The organism is Mycolicibacterium obuense (assembly GCF_055397605.1).
Genome location: NZ_AP043663.1, coordinates 2,491,217 through 2,507,137, shown reverse-complemented (window position 1 = coordinate 2,507,137; position 15,921 = coordinate 2,491,217). Strand labels below are relative to the sequence as shown.

General features: G+C 69.1%; 13 protein-coding genes. 6 read left to right on the top strand and 7 right to left on the bottom strand.

Features of this window, described 5'->3' with window-relative positions:
- Positions 1–6 precede the first annotated feature (6 nt).
- On the top strand, positions 7–1,359 hold the full coding sequence (locus ACZ50N_RS12010) for a lipase family protein (RefSeq protein ID WP_133414328.1): 1,353 nt from the start codon (positions 7–9) through the stop codon (positions 1,357–1,359).
- Here ACZ50N_RS12010 and ACZ50N_RS12005 read toward each other — a convergent pair.
- From ACZ50N_RS12005 to bioB, 3 genes are read right to left on the bottom strand one after another with little or no spacing between them, the layout of a single operon-like run.
- Positions 1,295–1,960 carry a DUF2567 domain-containing protein gene (locus ACZ50N_RS12005; RefSeq protein WP_048422101.1) on the bottom strand — a complete coding sequence of 222 codons (666 nt, stop codon included), beginning with the start codon at positions 1,958–1,960 and terminating at the stop codon, positions 1,295–1,297. The two genes, ACZ50N_RS12010 and ACZ50N_RS12005, sit on opposite strands and share 65 nt — an antisense overlap.
- Positions 1,957–2,184, bottom strand: coding sequence for a biotin synthase auxiliary protein BsaP (bsaP, locus tag ACZ50N_RS12000; RefSeq protein WP_048422102.1), 228 nt, complete (start codon positions 2,182–2,184; stop codon positions 1,957–1,959). The genes ACZ50N_RS12005 and bsaP overlap by 4 nt, the downstream gene beginning before the upstream one ends.
- Positions 2,184–3,179 (bottom strand): biotin synthase BioB, encoded by a 996-nt coding sequence (bioB, locus tag ACZ50N_RS11995; RefSeq protein ID WP_046364695.1) that lies wholly within the window; start codon positions 3,177–3,179, stop codon positions 2,184–2,186. The genes bsaP and bioB overlap by 1 nt, the downstream gene beginning before the upstream one ends.
- Positions 3,180–3,260: 81 nt before the next feature.
- On the opposite strand from bioB, the gene ACZ50N_RS11990 reads away from it, so the two are divergent.
- Entirely contained in the window at positions 3,261–3,836 is a 576-nt protein-coding gene (locus tag ACZ50N_RS11990) for a TetR/AcrR family transcriptional regulator C-terminal domain-containing protein (RefSeq protein WP_464475448.1), read from the top strand.
- A gap of 37 nt (positions 3,837–3,873) precedes the next feature.
- On the opposite strand, the gene ACZ50N_RS11985 is transcribed toward ACZ50N_RS11990, so the two are convergent.
- The 4 genes from ACZ50N_RS11985 to ACZ50N_RS11970 are packed head-to-tail and all read right to left on the bottom strand — an operon-like array spanning position 3,874 to position 7,551.
- The gene (locus ACZ50N_RS11985) at positions 3,874–4,398 is read right to left on the bottom strand and encodes a 2'-5' RNA ligase family protein (RefSeq protein WP_464475447.1); all 525 of its coding nucleotides are present in this window, start codon (positions 4,396–4,398) and stop codon (positions 3,874–3,876) included.
- Entirely contained in the window at positions 4,398–5,075 is a 678-nt protein-coding gene (bioD, locus tag ACZ50N_RS11980; RefSeq protein WP_464475446.1) for a dethiobiotin synthase, read from the bottom strand. The genes ACZ50N_RS11985 and bioD overlap by 1 nt, the downstream gene beginning before the upstream one ends.
- Positions 5,072–6,214 carry an 8-amino-7-oxononanoate synthase gene (locus ACZ50N_RS11975; RefSeq protein ID WP_464475445.1) on the bottom strand — a complete coding sequence of 381 codons (1,143 nt, stop codon included), beginning with the start codon at positions 6,212–6,214 and terminating at the stop codon, positions 5,072–5,074. The genes bioD and ACZ50N_RS11975 overlap by 4 nt, the downstream gene beginning before the upstream one ends.
- Positions 6,215–6,249: 35 nt before the next feature.
- Positions 6,250–7,551, bottom strand: coding sequence for an adenosylmethionine--8-amino-7-oxononanoate transaminase (locus ACZ50N_RS11970; RefSeq protein WP_464475444.1), 1,302 nt, complete (start codon positions 7,549–7,551; stop codon positions 6,250–6,252).
- Between the two features lie 23 nt (positions 7,552–7,574).
- On the opposite strand from ACZ50N_RS11970, the gene ACZ50N_RS11965 reads away from it, so the two are divergent.
- Genes ACZ50N_RS11965 through treZ form a run of 4 tightly spaced genes read left to right on the top strand, consistent with a single transcriptional unit; the run spans position 7,575 to position 15,895 of the window.
- Complete coding sequence (locus ACZ50N_RS11965; RefSeq protein WP_464475443.1) at positions 7,575–9,752, top strand: acetyltransferase SucT; 2,178 nt, start codon at positions 7,575–7,577, stop codon at positions 9,750–9,752.
- Positions 9,734–11,875, top strand: a complete 2,142-nt coding sequence (glgX, locus tag ACZ50N_RS11960) for a glycogen debranching protein GlgX (protein ID WP_464475442.1) — start codon at positions 9,734–9,736, stop codon at positions 11,873–11,875. The genes ACZ50N_RS11965 and glgX overlap by 19 nt, the downstream gene beginning before the upstream one ends.
- A complete protein-coding gene (treY, locus tag ACZ50N_RS11955) occupies positions 11,875–14,169 on the top strand; it encodes a malto-oligosyltrehalose synthase (RefSeq protein ID WP_464475441.1) in 2,295 nt (764 codons plus the stop codon). The genes glgX and treY overlap by 1 nt, the downstream gene beginning before the upstream one ends.
- Positions 14,162–15,895 carry a malto-oligosyltrehalose trehalohydrolase gene (gene treZ / locus ACZ50N_RS11950; protein ID WP_464475440.1) on the top strand — a complete coding sequence of 578 codons (1,734 nt, stop codon included), beginning with the start codon at positions 14,162–14,164 and terminating at the stop codon, positions 15,893–15,895. Before treY ends, treZ begins: the two co-directional genes overlap by 8 nt.
- Positions 15,896–15,921: the final 26 nt, after the last annotated feature.

The window sequence follows — 15,921 nt, the reverse complement described above, 5'->3', positions numbered from 1 at the left end:
GCCCTGATGGACTTGGGCAGCGCGGCGCGGGCGACAGGGGCCGAATGGATCGGCCAACCACACCACGAGGCGCTTCGCCCCAGGCAGCGCCCGGTGGTGCCGTCCGAAGACTCCTTCTATGAGCCGCCCGAGGGCTACGAGCACGCCCGTCCCGGCACCGTGCTGCGCTCCCGCGACGTCGAGCTGGCGTTCCTCGGCCTGGTGCCGCAGAAGTTCCGTGCCACCCAACTGCTCTATCGCACGACCGATTTTCAAGGCGATCCGCAGGCCAGCGTCACCACGGTGCTGATCCCGACCGAACGCGACCCCGAACGGCCGCTGCCGGTGATGTCCTACCAGTGCGCCATCGACGCGGTCGCCAGCCGCTGCTTCCCCTCCTACGCGATGCGGCGCGGCGCCAAGGCCATCGGCGCCTTCGCACAGTTCGAATTCCTGTTGGTGGCCGCTGCACTCGCCGAGGGGTGGGCGGTGTCGGTGCCCGATCACGAGGGCTCGACCGGGATGTGGGGCGCTCCCTACGAGCCGGGCTACCACATCCTCGACGGCGTCCGGGCCGCCATCAACCACCCGACGTTCCGGCTCTCCGCAGACTCACCGGTCGGCCTGTGGGGCTACTCCGGTGGCGGACTCGCCTCGGCGTGGGCCGCGGAGGTCCACGCCGCCTACGCACCAGAGCTCAACGTGGTCGGCGCGGTCCTCGGCTCCCCGGTGGGCGACCTCGGGCACACCTTCCGCCGGCTCAACGGCAGCATCTACTCCGGTCTGCCGGCGCTGGTGGTGGCCGCGCTGACCCACATCTACCCGGACCTGGATCGCATCATCTCCGAGCACGCCACGCCGGACGGCAAGGCGCTGCTGGAGCGCATCCAGAAGATGACCACCGCCCAGGCGATGATCACCTGCGCGGGCCGCGACATGGCCGACATGGTCGACCGGCCGCTCGAGGAGATCCTGCTGAGCCCCGAGGTACAGCACGTGTTCGACAGCATCAAGCTGGGCACGGCGGCGCCGTCGGTTCCGGTCCTGATCGTCCAAGCGGTCCACGACCGCATCATCTCTGTCGACGACATCGACGACCTGGCGCACACCTATGTACGCGGCGGCGCCCACGTCACCTACCACCGCGATCTGTTCAGCGAGCATCTCTTGCTGCACCCGATGTCCGCTCCGATGACGCTGCGCTGGCTGCGCGACCGCTTCGCCGGAAAGCCGCTGCGCGAGAACATCAAACGCACCAAGTGGCCGACGCTGTTGAACCCGTCGACCTACCGCGGCATGGTCACGCTGGGCAAGATCACGGTGAAGGTGATGACGGGGCGACGGGTGGAACGTCAGCCGCTGTCCCGGTTCGACCGGTAGCCGGCCCCGCCGGCTCGACCGGCGGCCAGCCCCCGAGATCGTCACGGCTGGTCGACACGGCGCCCAGCACATAGATCATCGCCGCGACCGCAGCCGGAAACAGCAGAGTCAGCGCCACCTGCAGCGGTGTGTGGCCGAAGAACACCGATGGCGCCTCGACGACGTAGGTCACCCGGTTCTGCTCGGTGACGTCCACCGCCGCCACATCGAGGTGCCCGTAGCGGAGTCGCGCGAGCACCGCCCCGGTGCCGACCGCGGCGGCCGACGCCACGACGGAGCCCACGCCGAGGGCGGCCATCATCACCGGTCCGCGCTGGGTGCGCCACTGCCACACCGCGACCGCCGCGATCACGGCAAGCACCGAGAGGAACCCGACCATCAGGAACGCCGCGGTGAAGAAATGGTCGCCCTCGTTGCCGAGGTAGGCCTTGACGCGGTCATTGCTGCGCGTCAGCGCGACGACGCTGTGGATCGGCGGTGCCAGCCACGCCCACAGCGCCCCGCACACCGCTCCGGCGATCGCGAGCGCGACGACGACCTGGAGCGTGGCGCGCACGCGTGAGGTCGTCGTAGCGCCGGTGGTCCCGAGAACTTCGGTCATCGGTACAGCTCCAGATCTTTCGAGTCCACCTGGCCGTGGCGCGAGCACTTGGCCCACCAGCCGTCGGGGCGGACCTGCACCACCATCCGGCGGCCGCAGTCGGCGCAGAACCGCGGAGGTTCCAGACCGAGCGCCGCGGCGGTGGGCACGGTGCTGCCCGCGGGCTCACCGGTGTAGACGTTGAAGACGCCGGCACCCACCGGCCCGGGCAGCTCGTGCACCATCACAGGCTGGCGTTGAGTGCCTTGATCGGCATCTGCAGATCCTCGAGCAGCTCGAGGTCGGCCTCGGCCGGCCGGCCCAGGGTCGTCAGGTAGTTGCCGACGATGACGGCGTTGATACCGCCCAGGATGCCCTTCTTGGCACCGAGGTCGCCCAGTGTGATCTCCCGGCCGCCGGCGAAGCGCAGCATCGTGCGGGGCAGGGCGAGCCGGAACGCGGCGACGGCCTTGAGCGCCTCGGCGGCCGGCAGCACCTCCAGATCGCCGAACGGGGTGCCCGGGCGCGGGTTCAGGAAGTTCAACGGGACCTCGTGCGGATCCAGCTGGGCGAGGTTGGCGGCGAACTCCGCGCGCTGCTCGAGCGTCTCCCCCATTCCGAGGATGCCGCCACAACACACCTCCATCCCGGCCTCGCGCACCATCTCCAGGGTCTCCCAGCGCTCCTCCCACGTATGGGTGGTCACCACGTTGGTGAAGAAGGACTGCGCGGTCTCGAGGTTGTGGTTGTAGCGGTGCACGCCCATGTCCTTGAGGCGGTCGACCTGCTCCTGGGTGAGCATGCCGAGCGAGCAGGCGATCTGGATGTCGACCTCGTTGCGGATGGCCTCGATGCCCGCGGCCACCTGAGCAAGCAACCGCTCGTCGGGCCCGCGGACCGCGGCCACGATGCAGAACTCGGTGGCTCCGGTCTTGGCGGTCTGCTTGGCCGCCTCCACCAGGCTCGGCACATCGAGCCACGCGCTGCGCACGGGTGAGGCGAAAAGCCCTGACTGCGAACAGAAGTGGCAGTCCTCGGGGCAGCCGCCGGTCTTCAGGCTGATGATGCCCTCGACCTCGACGTCCGGGCCGCAGTGGGCCATGCGGACCTCGTGGGCCAGCGCGAGGAGATCGTCGAGGCGATCGTCGGGCAGTTGCAGCACCTGCAGCGTCTGGTCCTGATCGAGGCCGACACCCCGCTCGAGCACCTGCTCACGTGCCACCGCCAGAATGTCGCTCATCCGTTGTCTCCCTCGCTGCCCATGCTCGTGAACACGTCGGCGGAGCCGACAATTGAACGGTGTTCAGGTTAGGGTACTGGCGTGCAGCTCCACAAACGCGACGTGGTCGCCGCGGCGACGTCGCTGCTCGACGATTACGGGCTGGCGGATCTGTCGATGCGGCGCCTCGCTCGCGAGCTCCAGGTGTCGCCGGGCGCGCTGTACTGGCACTTCGCCAACAAGCAGCAGCTGCTCGGCGCCGTGGCCGACCATGTGTTGGCGCCGGTGCGTCGGCCGTCGGGCGATTGGCCGTCCCGCGTCGGGGCTCTGTGCCGACAGGTGCGCGATGCGCTGCTGTCCCACACCGACGGCGCAGAGCTGGTGTCGGCCAGCTTCGCCGCCGCCGAGTCGACCGTGATGGCCGACGTGGTGGGGCAGCTGACGGACGCCGCCGCCGAGGCGGGGGTGCCGGCCACCAATGCCGAGCTCACCGCCCGCACCGTCGTCTACTACGTGCTCGGCTTCACCGTCGACGAGCAGTCACGCCGGCAGTGGGACGCCGCCGGCGCGGACCTGCCCGACGCGTCGCTGCTGACCGACGACCAGGACACCCGGTTCGACTTCGGCGTGCGCCTGCTGATCGACGGCATCCTGGCGCGCCGGGAGCAGCGCGTCTAGCCGCCTGCCGATCAGTTGATCCAGTGTTCCTGTCCGATCAGTTGATCCAGTGTTCCTGTTTGGCGTTGCCGTCCCAGTGTCGTAGCGCGGTCAGCTCACCCTCGATGTCGCCGGCGATTCCCGGCACCGTCAATGCGAGCGGCACGAGATCGGGCGGGATACGCCGGCCGAGGGTGACGTGCGGCGTCCATCGGCCCGGATCTGCGTGTGGCAGAACGCCTTCGGACATGTGCGGTAGGCATGCATGATGAACGCCGGCGTGCAGCGCCAGCAGTTCGGCCGACGGCACGACCAGGCGCACCAGCGTGACGGTGCGCCCGCCGCCGAACAGCATCGGTGCGCCGATCACGCACGGGAGCGGCAATCGGTCCAGCAGCGCCGCCAGCGCAGCGTCGACGGCGTCATCCATGTGCGCGGCCACCGTGAGCGTGACATGAGGCCGGTTGCTCGGGGCGGTGTGCCCCGCCTGGCTGGGGACGCCCGCAGCCGCCAGGCCGTCCCACAGGCCGCGCACCGTCGACTCGGTGGTGACGTCGAAGAGTGCCTCGACCGAATGCACCACTAGCGCAGCCCGGCGACCCAGGTCGGGTCGAACGCCCTGGCGCTGATCCCTGCGAAGTCGGCGGCGCCGAGAGCGCCGAGGCCGGCGGGTAGCGCCGCGCGGACGGGGGCCAGGCGCGCCAGCGCTTCACGGTTGTCGACCTCTGCGACGCCGGGCTGGGCCGGCCACGAGCCGATCACCAGTCCGGCACACCGAACATGGTGCGCGGCAAGAGCTTCGATGGTCAGCGCGGTGTGGTTGAGGGTGCCGAGCCCCGCAGCCACCACGATCAGGACCGGCGCAGCCAGCTCGGCGGCCAGGTCACGCAGCGTCACGCCATCGGCGCCGACTTCGACGAGCAGCCCGCCGGCGCCCTCGACCAGGGTGAGGCGACCGGGCGCGTCCGCGCGCCGGATCAGTTCGACGAGCTCCGTACGCGTGGGCAGCGCGGCGCCGGACCGCTGCGCGGCGGCCACCGGCGCCAGCGGCTCCGGATAGCGCCACCCGGCGAACAGCTGCGTCACGCCGGCCTGCCTTCCGATCTCGGCCAGGTCGTCGTCGCCGTCGTCGGTGCCCGTCTGCACGGGCTTGCACACCGCCACGTCGAGGCCGACCAGCCGGGCTTGGCAGGCCAGCGCAGCGGTGGCCACCGTCTTGCCGACCCCAGTGCCGGTGCCGGTGACGACGAGCACGCTCATCGCGCCGCCAGGACGTCCGTCAGCACCCGCCGCGCCACGGCCATCTCGTCGTCGGTCAGCGACGCCCGCGCGGTCAGCCGCAGCCGCGAGGTGCCGGCCGGCACGCTCGGCGGTCGGAAGCAGCCGACCCGGACCCCGGAGTCGAGGCAGGCGGCCGCCGCGGCGAACGCCACCTCCGGGTCACCCAGAATCACCGAGACCACCGCCGACGTCGGCGTCTCCGCCACGTCGCAGATCTCGGCCAGGGCCGCGGCGTGCTCGAGCACGCGAGCGGCCCGCCAGGGCTCGTCGATCAGCACGCCGAGCGCGGCGTGTGCCGCGCCGACGGCAGCCGGCGCCAGGCCGGTGTCGAAGATGAACGGTCGCGCCGCGTCGATGAGATGCTCGCGCACCGCGGCCGGTCCGAGCACGACCCCGCCCTGGCTGCCCAGCGCCTTCGACAGCGTCGTCGTCATCACCACATCGGGTGCGCCCGCCAAGCCGACTTCGTGCAGCAGTCCGCGTCCGCCCGCACCTCGCACGCCGAGCCCGTGCGCCTCGTCGACGATCATCAGCGCGCCATGTCTGCGGCACGCCTCGTGCAGCGCGGTCAGCGGGGCCAGGTCGCCGTCTGCGGAGAACACCGAGTCGGTGATCACGACGGCCCGCTCCTCGACGCGGCCGGCGAGGGCTGCTGCCACGGCCGCGACGTCGCCGTGCGGGGTGACGACCACGCGGGCCCGCGACAGGCGGCACGCGTCGACCAGCGAGGCGTGGGTGAGCGCATCGGAGACCAGCAGGGTGCCGGGACCCGAAAGGGCCACCACCGCACCGAGATTGGCGGTGTATCCGGAGGAGAACACCAGCGCCGACTCCGCGCCGACGAAGTCGGCGAGATCGCGTTCGAAAGACTCGTGGAGCTCGGTGTTGCCGGTGACCAGCCGGGACCCCGTAGCGCCCGCACCCCAGGTGCGCATGGCTTCGACGCCACCATCGAGTACCCGGGGGTGCTGGGAGAGGCCGAGGTAGTCGTTGGAGGCGAGATCGAGTTCGGCGCCGACGGGCGGGCGGGTGCGCAGGCTGCGGCGTAGGCCGGCGCTGCGGCGCGCGGTAGCGACATCGTCGAGCCAGGCCAACGGATCCAGACCGACGCGCGTCACCGGCGCTCCTCTCGCATGCCCGACTTGAACACCGTTCAGGTTAGTGCACGCGCGACCTCGATCATCGCCGAGGTGATCTGGGCGATCTCGTCGGCGGTACAGATGTAGGGAGGCATCACGTAGACGAGATTGCGGAACGGCCGCAGCCACACCCCGTGCTCGACCGCCACCGGTGTCGCGACGCGCAGATCGACATCCCGGTCGAGCTCCAGCACGCCGATCGCGCCGAGCACCCGCACATCGACCACGTTCGGCAGCTCGGCTGCGGGCGCCAACCCGGACCGCAGTCCCGCTTCGATGTCGCGCACCTGCGACCGCCAATCCCCAGTGGCCAGGAGCTCCAGGGACGCGACGCTGACCGCGCAGGCCAGCGCATTGGCCATGAACGTCGGACCGTGCATCAGCGCCCCGGGCGGGTGCGCGCTGATCGTCTCGGCGACCGCGCGGGTGCACAGCGTCGCCGCCAGCGTCAGGTACCCGCCGGTCAACGCCTTGCCCACGCACATGATGTCGGGGCTGACCCCGGCGTGGTCCGCGGCGAACAGCTCACCGGTGCGGCCGAACCCGGTGGCGATCTCGTCGAAGATCAGCAGCACGCCGTGCTCGTCGCAGATGCGGCGCAGATCGGTCACATAGCGGGGATCGTGGAACCGCATGCCGCCCGCGCCCTGCACGACGGGCTCGACGATCACCGCGGCGAGCTCATCGGCGTGACGAGCCAGCTGGTCGGCGAAGGCCGCGCTGTAGGCCGGGTCGTACTCGGCGGGGACGGCCGGCGCGAACACCTGGTCCGCCAGCAGGGAATGCGCCCCGGTCCACAGCGTGTGCATGCCGCCGTCCGGATCGCACACGCTCATCGGAGTGAAGGTGTCCCCGTGATAGCCGCCGCGCCACGTCATCAACCGGCTCTTTCCGGCGCGACCGCTGCTGCGCCAGTACTGCAGCGCCATCTTGACCGCGACCTCCACCGACACCGAGCCGGAGTCGCTGAAGAACACCGTCTCCAGGCCTGCCGGCGTCATGTCGACGAGCAGCTGCGCGAGCCGGGCCGCGGGCTCGTGCGTCAGGCCGCCGAACATGACGTGGTTCATGGTCGCGAGCTGGCGTGTGATCGCGGCGTCCAGCGCGGGGTGGCCGTGGCCGTGCACCGCGGTCCACCACGACGCCATCGCATCGAGCACCTCGACGGGTCGGCCGCCACGATCGAGGGTGAGCCAGGCGCCCCGGGCCCCCGTCGCGACCATCGGCGCCAGCGCGTCGGCTCCTATCGCGCTGTAGGGATGCCAGATGTGGGCCGCGTCGATCGCGCTGATCTCGATAGGCGTCATCGCAGGCACCTTCGGTAGATTAGCCGTCGATCATGAAGACCCTCTCCTCCGCCCGGCCCGCCGCGACGGCTCCGGTGACCCAGATGGGGACGCGGAGTGCGGGGTTCTACCGGCACGACCTCGACGGGCTGCGCGGTGTCGCGATCGCACTGGTCGCGGTCTTCCACGTGTGGTTCGGACGGGTGTCCGGCGGCGTCGACGTGTTCCTCGTCCTGTCCGGGTTCTTCTTCGGTGGGCGCCTGCTGCGCGGGGTGCTGACCCCGGGCCCGGTCCCGCGGCCCGTCACCGAGATCACCCGGCTGATCCGCCGGCTGCTGCCCGCACTCGTGGTCGTCCTCGCGGTGTCGGCGGTGCTGACGATCCTGATCCAGCCCGAGACCCGGTGGGAGACCTTCGCCGACCAGAGCCTGGCGAGCCTCGGCTACTTCCAGAACTGGGAACTGGCCAACACCGCGTCGAACTATCTGCGCGCCGGGGAGGCGGTCAGCCCGCTGCAGCACATCTGGTCGATGTCGGTGCAGGGCCAGTTCTACATCGCGTTCCTCGCGCTGATCCTCGGCTCGGCCCTGCTGTTTCGGCGCGTCTTCCGGCTCAGGTCCCGCCGGCACATGCGCGCCGCCTTCGTTGTGCTGCTGAGCGCCTGCGCCATCGCCTCGTTCGTCTACGCGATCATCGCCCACGACACCAATCAGGCCACCGCCTACTACAACAGCTTCGCCAGGGCGTGGGAACTGCTGCTCGGCGCGCTCGTCGGGGCGCTGGTGCCCTCGCTGCGCTGCCCGATGTGGCTGCGCACGCTGGCCGCCCTGGTGGGGCTCGGCGCGATCCTGGCCTGTGGGGCGCTCATCGATGGCGTCAAGGAATTCCCGGGGCCGTGGGCCCTGGTTCCGGTGGGGGCCACACTGCTGTTCATCCTGTCGGCGGCCAACCGCTACGCCGACCCGCACACCGACGGCCGGCTTCCCGCGCCCAACCGTCTCCTGGCCAGCGCCCCGTTCGTCGCGCTCGGCGCAATGGCCTACTCGCTGTACCTGTGGCACTGGCCACTGCTGATCTTCTACCTGGCCTACACCGGGCGCTCCGCGGTCAACGTCGTCGAAGGCGCCGGTGTGCTTCTGGTGTCGGGCGTGCTGGCGTGGCTGACCACCCGCTACGTCGAAGAGCCGCTGCGCAGCGGCCGAGGGCAGCCTGCGCGACCGAAGGCACCGAGGCTGCCGCTGCGCACCCGGTTACGCCGCCCGACGATCGTGCTGGGCTCCACCGTCGCCCTGCTCGGTGTCGCCCTGACCGCCACATCGTTCACATGGCGCGAACACGTGACGGTGCTTCGCAACAACGGTCAGGAGCTGCTGGAGCTCAACCCGCGTGACTATCCCGGGGCCCGCGCACTGGTCGACCACGTCCGCGTGCCGCAACTGCCGTTCCGGCCGACCGCGCTCGAGGCCAAGAACGACATCCCCGAATCCACCACCGACGGCTGCATCAGCGACTTCGACAACGTCGGCGTCATCAACTGCACCTACGGCGACAAGGCGGCAACCCGCACCATCGCACTCGCCGGCGGCTCGCACGCCGAGCACTGGATCACCGCGCTCGACCTGCTCGGCAGGCTGCACCACTTCAAGATCGTCACGTATCTGAAGATGGGCTGCCCGTTGACCACCGAGCAGGTTCCGCTGGTCATGGGCAACAACGACCCCTACCCCAAGTGCCACCAGTGGAACCAGCGCGTGATGGCCAAGCTGATCGCCGACAAGCCCGACTTCGTGTTCACCACGTCGACCCGGCCGTGGAACATCAGACCCGGCGACGTCATGCCGTCCAGTTATCTTGGTATCTGGAAAGAACTGTCGGACAATAAGATTCCGATCCTCGCGATGCGCGACACACCATGGATGGTGCGCGACGACGAACCGTTCTTCCCGTCGGACTGCCTCGCCGACGGAGGTGACGCCATCTCCTGCGGAATCGAGAGATCCGAAGTACTGTCGGATCACAACCCGACTCTGGACTACCTCGCCCAGTTCCCGTTGCTCAAGCCGCTCGACATGAGCGATGCGGTGTGTCGTCCGGACTACTGCCGAGCCGTGGAGGGGAACGTGTTGATCTATCACGATGCTCATCACATCTCGTCGACCTACATGCGCACCATGACCGGGGAACTCGGCCGGCAGGTGGGTGCCGCCACCGGATGGTGGCCTGTCCCGTGACCACCGTCTGGCCCGGCACCCCCTATCCGCTGGGCGCCACCTATGACGGCGGGGGCACGAATTTCTCCCTGTTCTCCGAAGTCGCCGAGCGGGTCGAACTGTGCCTGATCGCCAAGGACGGCACCGAACAGCGGGTCGAGCTCGACGAGGTCGACAGCTACGTCTGGCATGCCTATCTGCCGGGCGTCAACCCCGGCCAGCGCTACGGGTTCCGAGTGCACGGGCCATGGGACCCCGCCTCCGGCCACCGCTGCGATGCCAGCAAGCTGCTGCTCGACCCGTACGGCAAGGCCTTTCACGGTGACTTCGCGTTCTCCCAGGCGCTGTACTCCTACGATCTGACCGCTGACGACCTGGCCGCAGGCGGCGTCCCACCGCGCATCGACTCTCTCGGCCACACCATGACCAGCGTGGTGATCAACCCGTTCTTCCAGTGGGGCAACGACCGCGCCCCGCGCACGCCGTATCACGAGACGGTGATCTACGAGGCCCACGTCAAGGGCATGACCCAGCAGCACCCCGGCATCCCCGAGGAACTGCGCGGTACCTACGCCGGCCTCGGCCACCCCGCGATCATCGACCACCTCAAATCGCTCAACGTGACCGCGATCGAGCTCATGCCGGTGCACCAGTTCATGCACGACCACCGGCTGCTCGACCTCGGACTGCGAAACTATTGGGGCTATAACACATTCGGCTTCTTCGCCCCGCACCACCAGTACGCGGCCGCCACACACGCCGGCGGTGCCGTCGCCGAGTTCAAGACGATGGTGCGCTCGTTCCACGAAGCCGGCATCGAGGTGATCCTCGACGTCGTCTACAACCACACCGCCGAGGGCAACCATCTCGGACCCACCGTGAACTTCCGCGGCATCGACAACGCCGCCTACTACCGGCTCCTCGACGAGGACCGCAAGTACTACAAGGACTTCACCGGCACCGGCAACAGCCTCAACGCCCGCCACCCCCACACCCTGCAGCTGATCATGGACTCGCTGCGCTACTGGGTGCTGGAGATGCACGTCGACGGGTTCCGCTTCGACCTGGCCGCCACGCTGGCCCGCGAGTTCTACGACGTCGACCGCCTCTCCGCGTTCTTCGACCTCGTCCAGCAGGACCCGGTGGTCAGCCAGGTGAAGCTGATCGCCGAGCCGTGGGACATCGGCGAAGGCGGGTACCAGGTCGGCAATTTCCCAGGTTTGTGGACGGAATGGAACGGGAAGTATCGCGACACTGTGCGCGATTACTGGCGGGGCGAGCCCGCAACCCTTGGTGAATTTGCGTCCCGGCTGACCGGGTCGTCCGACCTCTACGAGGCGACCGGCCGGCGGCCGAGCGCCAGCATCAACTTCGTGACCTGCCACGACGGCTTCACCCTCGCCGACCTGGTGTCCTACAACGAAAAACACAACGAGGCCAACGGCGAGGACAACCGGGACGGCGAAAGCCACAACCGGTCGTGGAACTGCGGCGTCGAGGGTCCCACCGACGATCCCGAGATCCTGGACCTGCGCGGCAAGCAGATGCGCAACATCCTGGGCACCCTGATGCTCTCCCAGGGCACGCCGATGATCGCCCACGGCGACGAGATCGGACGCACCCAGAAGGGCAACAACAACGTCTACTGCCAGGACTCCGAGCTGTCCTGGATGGATTGGTCGCTGTGTGAGACCAACGCCGATCTGCTCGAATTCACCCGTAAGGTGGTCAGATTCCGCAAGGAGCATCCCGTCTTCAAACGGCGCCGGTTCTTCGACGGCACGCCGATCCGCACCGGAGACCAGGTTCGCGACATCGCGTGGCTGACCCCGTCGGGCAAGGAGATGGACGCCGCCGACTGGGAGACCGGCCTGGGCCAGTGCGTGGCGGTCTTCCTCAACGGCGAGGCGATCCCCGCACCCGGCGCACGCGGTGAGCGGATCGTCGACGACTCCTTCCTGTTGTGCTTCAACGCCCACGGCGAGGATCAGGATTTCGTTGCGCCGCAGGATGATTACGCCAAAGAGTGGGTGGCCGACCTGGACACCGCAGATCCTCGCGGAGCCACCGAGGTGACGGTCGCGGCGGGCGAGAAGATCACGCTGGCGCCGCGCTCCCTGCTCGTGTTGCGTAAGACCGCCTGATGGCCATCCTGTCCACCTACCGCCTGCAGATGCGCGGCGCGGCCAGCGGTGAGGCCTTCACGTTCGCCGACGCGGAGAAGTTGGTCGACTACCTCGCCGAGCTCGGGGTGTCCCACCTGTACCTGTCGCCGATCCTGACTGCCGCCGAGGGCTCCACGCACGGCTACGACGTCACCGATCCGACCACGATCTCTGCCGAACTCGGTGGCCCCGAGGGGTTCTCACAGCTCGTGTCGACGGCACGCGCCGCCGGGCTCGGCGTCGTCGTCGACATCGTGCCCAACCACGTCGGCGTCGACGTACCGCGGCAGAATGCGTGGTGGTGGGACCTGCTCACCCACGGGCGGCAATCGCAGTACGCCTCCTATTTCGACATCGACTGGACCTTGGACCCCGACGGCCGGATCGTGCTGCCGGTACTGGGCTCCGACGACGATGTCGCGAACCTCACCGTCGACGGCGACACGTTGCGGCTCGGCGACCTGGTCTATCCGATCAGTCCCGGCACGGCCGACGACGGCGCCTCCGGCGCAGAGGTCCACGACCGGCAGCACTACAAGCTGATCGGCTGGCGCCACAACGTCTGCGGATACCGCCGCTTCTTCTCGATCACCTCGCTGGCCGGTCTGCGGCAGGAAGACCGCGCGGTGTTCGACGCCACGCACGTCGAGGTGAAACGCTGGTTCGACGAAGGCCTGGTCGACGGCATCCGGATCGACCATCCGGACGGATTGTCCGATCCCACAAGCTATCTCGAATGGCTTCGCGAGCTGGCGGGTCCGCAGGCATGGATCGTGATCGAGAAGATCCTCGCCGTGGACGAGCCGCTGGATCCGAGCCTGCCGGTCGCCGGCACCACCGGATACGACGCGCTGCGCGAAGCCGGGGGCGTGTTCGTCGACCCCACCGGCGAGCCGGCGCTGACCGAGCTGATCGACTCCGCCGGCATCGACTACGCCGACATGGGCCTCGAAGCACACCGCCTGAAGGTGCAGGCGGTCACCGTCACTCTCGCCAGTGAACTGGCCCGCGTGCGGCGCGCTGTCGTGGCGACCACGGGACGTGACCACGATCTGCTTCCCGAGGCAGTTGCCGAACTGCTCAGCCATATCGGTGTCTACCGCTCCGACTACCTGTCGCTGCCCCTCGTCCTGCCTGCCGCACTCGCCGAGACCACCACGGCACGGCCCGATCTCGCCGAGCCGCTCACACTGCTGACCGCCGCGCTGACCCCCGGCTCGGAAGTCGGCGTGCGGCTGCAGCAGCTGTGTGGCGCGGCGACCGCGAAATCCATGGAGGACTGCCTGTTCTACCGGGACGCCCGGCTGGTCTCGCTGAACGAGGTCGGCGGCGAACCGGAGCACTTCGGGGTCAGCGCGCCGGAGTTCCACACCCGGGCGCAGGCGCGCGCCACCCTGTGGCCGTCGGCGATGACGACGCTGTCCACCCACGACACCAAACGCGGCGAGGACGTCCGAGCCCGGATCGGCGTGCTCTCCCAGGTGCCCTCGCTGTGGACGGAGATGGTGCAGGGGTGGGAGCGCGCCACCCCCTCCCCCGATCCCCTGACCGGACTCTTCCTGTGGCAGAACATCTTCGGCGTGTGGCCGGTCGACGGAACCGTCACCGACGAGCTGCGGGACCGGTTGCACGCCTACACCGAGAAAGCGATCCGCGAGGCGGCGCTGCACACCACGTGGAACGATCCCGACTCCGACTTCGAAGGCGCGGTGCACGGGTGGATCGACAGCGTGCTCGACGGTCCGGTGGCCGCCGAACTCACCGCGCTTGTTGCTCGACTGGATCAGCACACTCGCGGTGATGCGTTGGGCCAGAAGCTGATTGCGCTCACCGGCCCCGGGGTGCCCGATGTCTACCAGGGCACCGAACTCTGGGAGGACAGCCTCGTCGATCCCGACAACCGGCGCGCGGTCGACTACCGGGAGCGCCGTACCGCGCTGGCCGATGGCAGCCACCCGAAGATGCGTGTCGTGACCGAGGCGCTGAAGTTGCGCCGAGAACGACCCGACACGTTCCTGGCCGGCGGTTACCGCCCGGTGCCGGCGGACGGCACCGCGGCAGAACACGTCGTCGCGTACGGCCGCGGCACCGACGTCACCGTGGCCGTCAGCCGATGGACAGCACGCCTCACCGACTGGGGGAACACCTCTGTGACACTCGCCGACGGATCGTGGACCGACCGGCTCAGCGGGCGAACGCATTCCGGCAGCGTGCCGGCCGCCGAGCTGTTCGGCGACCTGCCGGTCGCACTACTGGTGCGTACCGATGCCTGAGCACGAGTTCGCGGTGTGGGCGCCGCGGCCGGACCGAGTCCGGCTCGACCTCGACGGCACCCTGCACCCGATGGTGCGCAGCGACGACGGCTGGTGGCGGGCGACGGTCGATGCCGCACCTGACGCGCGCTACGGCTTCGTGCTGGGCGACGACCCGAAGGTGCTGCCCGATCCCCGCTCGCCGCGTCAGCCCGAGGGCGTCCACGAACGCTCACAGCTGTGGCAGCCGGCGGCCGATGCGTGGTCCGACAGCGAATGGGCCGGCCGGTCCATCGAGGGTGCGGTGATCTACGAGCTGCACATCGGCACCTTCACCCCGGCCGGGACGCTCGACGCCGCGATCGACAAGCTCGACTATCTCGTCGACCTCGGTGTCGACTTCGTGGAAGTGATGCCGGTCAACGCCTTCGGCGGCACCCACGGCTGGGGCTACAACGGGGTGCTCTGGTACGCGGTGCACGAACCGTACGGCGGCCCCGACGCGCTGATCCGCTTCGTCGACGCCTGCCACCAGCGGGGTCTCGGCGTCCTCATCAACGCGGTGTTCAACCACCTGGGCCCCTCGGGCAACTACCTCCCCGAGTTCGGCCCGTACCTGTCGTCGGGCTCCAACCCGTGGGGCGAGTCGATCAACATCGGCGACGCGGGCGCTGATCAGGTGCGCCGCTACATCCTCGACTGTGCGCTGCGCTGGATGCGTGACTTCCACGCCGACGGGCTGCGCCTCGATGCCGTGCACGCCCTCGTGGACACCACCGCGATCCACATCCTCGAGGAGATGTCGGCCGAAACCGACTCTCTGGCAGCCGATGTGGGCCGGCCGCTGTCGCTGATCGCCGAGAGCGACCTGAACGACCCGCGTCTGATCACCCCGCGTGATCACGGCGGGCTGGGCATGACCGCGCAGTGGGACGACGACATCCACCACGCCATCCACACCGCGGTGTCGGGCGAGCGGCAGGGCTACTACGGCGACTTCGGCACGCTGAAGACGCTGGCCCAGACGCTGCGGCACGGCTACTTCCACGCGGGGACGTTCTCGTCGTTCCGGCAGCGTCGGCACGGCAGGCCGCTGGACACGGCCACGATCCCGGCGACCCGCCTGCTGGCCTACACGCTCACCCACGACCAGGTGGGCAACCGGGCCATTGGTGACCGGCCGTCACAGAACCTGACCACCGGTCAGCTGGCCGTCAAGGCGGCGCTTGCACTGGGATCTCCCTACACTGCAATGCTTTTCATGGGCGAGGAGTGGGCGTCGTCGTCACCGTTCCAGTTTTTCAGCAGCCACCCCGAACCCGACCTGGCGCGGGCGACCGCCGAAGGTCGCAAGAAGGAGTTCGCCAGTCACGGGTGGAACGCCGACGAGATCCCCGATCCCCAGGACCCGGCGACGTTCGAGCGGTCGAAGCTGGACTGGGACGAGGTCGACGACGGTGACCATGGCCGGCTGCGGGCGTTCTACCAGAGCCTGATCGCGCTGCGCAAAGCCGAACCCGACCTGGCTGACCCGTGGTTGGACCACCTGCGGATCGACTACGACGAGGACGCGGGATGGTTCGTCATGCACCGGGGAAGCATCGCCATCGTCTGCACCCTCGGGGTAGACGACGTCGACGTCCCGGTCACCGGTGACGCGGTGTTGAGTTGGGGCACACCAGAGGTCGGTACGGATTCGACCCGGATGGGCGGGCATTCTGTCACGATCCTGAAAGCCCCGCGCTAGTCGTCCACAGGCCACCGGCCTGGGGA